This is a genomic window from Natronomonas sp. (assembly GCF_036625485.1).
Taxonomy (GTDB): domain Archaea; phylum Halobacteriota; class Halobacteria; order Halobacteriales; family Haloarculaceae; genus Natronomonas.
In genome coordinates this window covers 1-3,901 of record NZ_JAZKTR010000195.1, presented here as the reverse complement: position 1 = coordinate 3,901, position 3,901 = coordinate 1, and the positions used below count along the sequence as shown (strand labels likewise).

The 3,901-nt window shown below is 65.3% G+C and carries 5 protein-coding genes and 1 tRNA gene; 3 read left to right on the top strand and 3 right to left on the bottom strand.

The window, feature by feature from the left end:
- Window positions 1–151 precede the first annotated feature (151 nt).
- Window positions 152–820, bottom strand: coding sequence for a DUF7114 family protein (locus V5A53_RS13565; RefSeq protein ID WP_332314151.1), 669 nt, complete (start codon window positions 818–820; stop codon window positions 152–154).
- 46 nt (window positions 821–866) lie between these two features.
- Window positions 867–1,301 carry an SRPBCC family protein gene (locus tag V5A53_RS13560; RefSeq protein ID WP_332314150.1) on the bottom strand — a complete coding sequence of 145 codons (435 nt, stop codon included), beginning with the start codon at window positions 1,299–1,301 and terminating at the stop codon, window positions 867–869.
- Between the two features lie 121 nt (window positions 1,302–1,422).
- Here V5A53_RS13560 and V5A53_RS13555 point away from each other — a divergent pair, with 121 nt between their 5' ends.
- Entirely contained in the window at window positions 1,423–2,127 is a 705-nt protein-coding gene (locus V5A53_RS13555) for an enoyl-CoA hydratase/isomerase family protein (protein WP_332314149.1), read from the top strand.
- Window positions 2,128–2,184: 57 nt separating this feature from the next.
- Complete coding sequence (locus V5A53_RS13550; RefSeq protein ID WP_332314148.1) at window positions 2,185–2,775, top strand: hypothetical protein; 591 nt, start codon at window positions 2,185–2,187, stop codon at window positions 2,773–2,775.
- 14 nt (window positions 2,776–2,789) lie between these two features.
- On the opposite strand, the gene V5A53_RS13545 is transcribed toward V5A53_RS13550, so the two are convergent.
- Window positions 2,790–3,617 carry an NAD+ synthase gene (locus V5A53_RS13545; RefSeq protein WP_332314147.1) on the bottom strand — a complete coding sequence of 276 codons (828 nt, stop codon included), beginning with the start codon at window positions 3,615–3,617 and terminating at the stop codon, window positions 2,790–2,792.
- A 212-nt stretch (window positions 3,618–3,829) separates the two neighbouring features.
- Between V5A53_RS13545 and V5A53_RS13540 the strand changes: the two genes are divergently transcribed.
- Window positions 3,830–3,900, top strand: a tRNA-Gly gene (locus V5A53_RS13540).
- The last annotated feature ends 1 nt before the right edge of the window (window position 3,901 follow it).

The window sequence follows — 3,901 nt, the reverse complement described above, 5'->3', positions numbered from 1 at the left end:
CCGGGCTCTCGTCCTTACCAAGGACGCGCTTTACCGCTAAGCTACCCAGGCGCGGTGGGGCCGTTGCCCTGCGACCGTCCATCCGTTCGTACAGTACTGCCGTATTTATATGTGGTGAAAACCCGCGGGAGTGCGGTACTGTAACGTACTGCTATCGGGATTGGTCGGCGGTCGCCGAGCGGTCGGCGGCCGGTTCGGCACCCGTAATGCCGCCGAGTTCCTCGCGGGCGCCCGCCAGCGCCACTTCGGCGGTCGGAAGCGGGGAGGTGTCGAGTTCCTCGGCGAGGCGGTCGGCGTAGGCGATGGCTTCGGCGGGTGGTTCGGGGGAGACCAGCGTGGCGCCGGCCTCGACGGCGAGCCTGAGGATGTCGCCTTCGAGGGTCCCTTCGAGGTCCGCGGGGTCGAAGTTCGGGACCTGCCGTCGGGTCTGGTTGCGGGCGAATCGCCGGACGGTTTGGATCGCGGTATCGGATGCCTCGGTTCGAGCGAGGTGATAGAAGCCGCGGGAGACCAGCACCTCGGAGACGAGCAGTTCGATGTAGCCGTCGGTGCGGTCCTCGGCCTCCCAGATGGCGTCGTCGTGGACCAGCGCCCGAGCGAGGCGAAGGCCCTCGTAGCTGAGTTGGACGCCGACGCCGCGAGTAGCGGCCGCTTCTACGAACTCGTCGCCACCCAGCGTGCGGGCGGTGAGTACGGTCAACGCACCGGGCGTCATCGAGGCGTCTTGGAGTAGTGTTTCGATGCGCTCGCCCAGCGGGACGGCTTCGATGTCGCTGGTGAGCTCGAGGGCGGTCGCCCGGACGTTGCTGGCCTCGTCCATACACATAACTAGGCGTACCGGAGTATATGACTTTGGAAACCTGGGCTTATCCGTCGGTTGGTTCGGCCACGAGTTCGTCTTCGAGCATGTCGAAGAGGTTGTCGATCTCCTCGTCGATGCGCTTCTGGAAGAACTTCTCGACGCCGGGGACCTTGCCGTTGACGACGAAGCGGTTCGTGACTCGACAGCCGGTGTCGGTCGATTCGAGGATGTGCTCGCCCGTCACTTCCATGACCTTCGAGCGGCCGACGAACTTGACGTATTCGGGCGGGGTTCGCCGGATATCCTGCGTTCGGACCGTGACGGTCTCGTTGATGACGGGGATCGGGAGTTCGAGGTGCCAGATGAACTCATCGCCCTCGTCGCTGTAGCTTTCGACGACGCTTATAGCCTCGGCGCGCTTCGTGGGGTCGGCGATGAGCTCCCACACCTTCTCGATAGGAGCCTCCACCTCGAAGGTGCGCTCGACGTCGGCAACCATACGCGTTCTACGGGGTCGTGTCTTAATAACCCCATAGAATCGGCACCGTTCTACGTAACGGTGATGAAGATACCGACGGCCGAGAGACAACACCCATGAGCCTCACCGACGACGATGGGGTATGATTCGCGTTGCAGACGCCGACGGGTACCGCATCGTGACCCTCGACCGACCGGACCAGCGGAACGCGCTCACGCCGGCCGGCCTCGAATCGCTCGAACGGGCCGTTACTGACTGCCCCGAACCGGTGGTCTACCTCCGGGGTGCGGGTGAGGCATTCTGTGCCGGCGCGGACCTCTCGGTGGTCGCCGAGGTCGCCGACGGCGAGGCGGCCGTCGAACCGTTCGTCCGCCGGGGCCAGCGGGTCGCCGATGCCATCGAGAACTCGTCGTCGGTCGTCGTCGCGGGCATCGACGGCCCGGCCCGCGGTGGCGGCGTCGAACTCGCCCTCGCCTGCGATATGCGAATCGCGACGCCCGAAGCGACCTTCGGCGAACCCGGCGTCACCTTCGGCCTCTTCGGCGCGTGGGGTGGGACCGTCCGACTGCCGGAGGTCGTCGGTCTCGGGGACGCATTGGATTTCTCGCTGTCCGGGCGGGTCATCGACGCCGAGGAGGCGCTCCGTATCGGCCTCGTCTCTCGGGTGGTCGACGACCCCGAATCGGTCGCCGAATCCCTGACCGAAAACGACCACCGGGCGCTGGAACTCATCAAAGCGCGGGTGCGGGACCGGGCGCCGAAGGCCGACCAGGAGGACGGCGAGGTGGCCGCCTTCGAGGAACTGATGGCGGCTCATGCGGACGAACTCCGCGAGTTGGGGGAGTGACGGCCGTCTCCGGGCACCGTAAAGGTTGAACCCCTCGGCCGGATAGGGTGGGTACGAATGCCAGAGTGTGAGTACTGCGGGGCCTCCCACGATAGCGAGGAGGCACATCTGAAGCATCTCAAAGCCGAGCACGCGGACGAACTCGGCCCGATAGACAAACGTCGGGTCGGGGACGTCGGCGGCGACGAGGGCGGCCTTCCGACGGGGCCGCTCGCCCTCGGGGTCGTCCTACTGCTTTCTATCGGTATCGTCGGCTACGTCGTCTTCATCGCCGGCGGCAGCGGCGCCGATGGCATCGGACAGGCCGGCAGCGACCACTACCACGGGACGATGGAGATGACCGTCCTCGGCGAGGACGTCGACTTCTCGCAGAATCAGTATCAGGTCCAAGACCAGCGGTTCCACTTCGAGGGCGGTGAGGGAACGCAGTGGCACGCCCACGCGACCGGCGTCACCTTCGAATACGGCATGGAAGCTCTCGGCTTCGAGGTCGACCGGTCGCCGTACACGCTCGTCTACGAGGGCGAGACCTACGTCGACGGCGAGGGCTACGAGGTGGTCTTCGAGATCAACGGCGAGGCCGTCACCGACCTCGAATACACGCTTCAGGAGGGCGATTCGGTCCGAATCGTCGTCCGCGAAGCCTGACCGCGTCGACTATTTTAAAGTGGCTCCGGTGCGGGCGGCATCGACCGCTTGTGCTTGCTCCCTTCGTAGAGTTCGACAACGCGTTCGATTGCCGCTTCGGGGAGTCCGAGCATCCGCACCGTTGCGGCCTTCGAGAAGGGGCCATCGACGTGGAGTGCGAGAATCGCGTCGAGTTCGTCGTAGCCCAGTCCCATCTCCTCCTCGTCGGTCTGGCCTTCCCACATCGCGGCAGTCGGCGTCCGCGTCACGAGGTCTTCGGGGACGCCCAGATCTCGCGCAAGTTGGCGGACCTGACACTTATACAGGTTCCCGATAGGATTGCAGTCGACGGCCTGGTCGCCGTACTTCGTGAAATAGCCCGTCGCGGCCTCCGAGCGGTTACCGGTCCCGAGAACGAGGCGGCTCTCGGCGTTGGCGACGAAATACATCAGGACCGCCCGTGTGCGCACGCGGACGTTCCCGAGTGCCATCCGGTCGTCGGCCGTCCCCTCCGGGGCCGCGTCGACGAAGGAATCGACGATGGGGTCGATTTCGACGATCTCGTAGTCGATGTCGAGGTTCTTGGCGACCCGTTCGGCGTCCGTCTCGTCGGCCCCGGGGTTGACCGAACTCGGCAACAGCAGGCCTTTGACGTTCTCGGCGCCCAGCGCCTCGACGGCGAGATGGGCCACCGTCGTCGAGTCGATACCCCCCGAGAGGCCGATAACGGCCCCATCAGCGCCCGCCCCGTCGACGGTGTCGGCGATGAATTCGACGATGTGGTCTCGACGTGCAGCGAGTTCCGATTCGGAAAACAGCAGGTCGACGTCCGTCCCCTCCACCAGTGGGTCGTGTTCCGTCATCACCTATCCGTTCGGCCGTGTACGACTAATAAGCACCCGTCGGCACGGGATTTCTGGACGCGTGTCGAGTCGGGAACAAGCGCTACGTTCAAGTGCGGGCGTCGGGTACGTTGGTTTGCAGAGCGCGGGACGCGAACGAAGGTGAGCGCGCCGTTGCTGAGCGAACCGGAACGGTTCGCGATGCGCGGGGCGTGAGGAGAGAAACGACGAACGCGCCGTTGGTCCAGTGGTAGGACATAGCCTTCCCAAGGCTAGAGCCCGGGTTCAATTCCCGGACGGCGCAT

Bases quoted from the DNA above. Each gene is read 5' to 3' on its own strand.
- V5A53_RS13565 (WP_332314151.1), bottom strand. From the start codon at position 820: ATGGACGAGGCCAGCAACGTCCGGGCGACCGCCCTCGAGCTCACCAGC.
- V5A53_RS13560 (WP_332314150.1), bottom strand. From the start codon at position 1,301: ATGGTTGCCGACGTCGAGCGCACCTTCGAGGTGGAGGCTCCTATCGAG.
- V5A53_RS13555 (WP_332314149.1), top strand. From the start codon at position 1,423: ATGATTCGCGTTGCAGACGCCGACGGGTACCGCATCGTGACCCTCGAC.
- V5A53_RS13550 (WP_332314148.1), top strand. From the start codon at position 2,185: ATGCCAGAGTGTGAGTACTGCGGGGCCTCCCACGATAGCGAGGAGGCA.
- V5A53_RS13545 (WP_332314147.1), bottom strand. From the start codon at position 3,617: ATGACGGAACACGACCCACTGGTGGAGGGGACGGACGTCGACCTGCTG.